Genomic DNA, 1400 nt, shown 5'->3' on the forward strand with positions numbered 1-1400 from the left:
GCGACCATCGGCAAGCACGCGTTGCGCGAGGGTGTCTTCCGATCGGATCAGGAACGGGTTCAGCGTCAGTGCGAAGCCGTCGCGCGACAGGCGCAGTTCGGCATCGACGAGCCATGCCCGTTCGGGCCGCAGGTCCGGATTGATCGCAAAGCGGCCCAGCGCTTCGCCGAACAGCTCGCGCGCGGTGGGAAAGCGGGTGCGCCTGCCGCCGCTCACCGTCAGCAGCGCGCCGCTGCCCAGATCGAACTGCAGCGCCGAGGAAAAGGCACCCGCGCCGAGCGAGGGCTGGCGCGGCTTGTCGCCGGTCAGCGGATTGTCCGCTGCGTCAAAGGCCGCCCCGAGCGTCGCGCGAATGCCTGGGCCAAGCTGCGTGTCCGCCTCCACACCACCGCTGTAGAGATTCTGTCGATATTTCAGCCGCGGTCCGGCGATCGCCGACGGAAAGTCGGTCTCGACCTGCCGGTGCGTGCTCGATTGCACCGACGCCGCCCAGCGCAGGTCGAGCGGACCCAGCCGGTGCGCCAGCGTGATCCGGCCGCCGGTGGTGGCGTCGTCATCGACCTGTGTACGGCGCAGCGCGGCATAGCCGGCGCTGCGATATTGCGCGATGCGCTGGCCGAAATCCTGATGCCAGGCCGTGGCCCTGAGCTCGGCATGGTCGCTGAGCGCGACGCCCATGTTCAAGGTTGCCTGGGTCAGCGCGATATCGGGATAGCGCCAGTATCGCACCCCCGCTTCGGGCGGTCGGTCGGATTCGGGGGCGATGCCGCGTTCGGCCGACAGGTGCAGCAGTGAGGCGCGTAGACTGAGATCGCCCAGCTGCGTTCCGATCGCCGCAAACAGGCTCGCCGCATCGAGATCGGTGTTCGTGCGCCGGTTGCGCGAGGTCTGGCCGAAGGGCAGGGGGCCAGCAAGCGGCTCGGCGTCGCGGGTGATCCCGCCCGCCGCCAGCGTCGCCTCGATCGCGCCGATCCTCTCGGCCAGCACCACCGATCCACTGCCCGAGCCGAGGCTACCCGCTTCGACATGCGCGAAGCTGCCCTGCGCGCTTTGCCGGGTCTGGAAATCGACCACGCCCGCGACGGTGTTGGCGCCATATTCGATCGGCGCGGCACCCTTGGTGATGCGGACATCGCCGATCAGCCCGGCGGGCAGCAGCCCCAGATCGACCCGCCCGTCCCAGGGCACGGCGAGCGGTGCGCCATCGAGAAACACCTGGGTCTGGCGCTCTTCCGCGCCGCGGATGCGCGCGACCGTCTCGCCGCGCGAGTTGGCGCGCACGGTGACCCCGGCGACCCCGCGCAGCACGTCGGCAAGGCTGCGCGGCTGGCGATCGACCAGCTCGTCCTGTGTGACAGCCGTTTGCGGCGGGAGCACGCCGCCCCCCTTCGCCGGGGGGG

Annotated in this window: 1 protein-coding gene; it reads right to left on the bottom strand. The window is 70.5% G+C overall.

The window, feature by feature from the left end:
- Window positions 1-1377, bottom strand: a 1377-nt coding sequence (locus tag DM995_RS19925) for a TonB-dependent receptor plug domain-containing protein (RefSeq protein WP_116970808.1), incomplete at its 3' end; no start/stop codon positions are given.
- Between the last annotated feature and the right edge of the window lie 23 nt (window positions 1378-1400).

The organism is Blastomonas sp. UPD001, from assembly GCF_003426715.1.
In the GTDB taxonomy this organism is placed as follows: domain Bacteria; phylum Pseudomonadota; class Alphaproteobacteria; order Sphingomonadales; family Sphingomonadaceae; genus Blastomonas.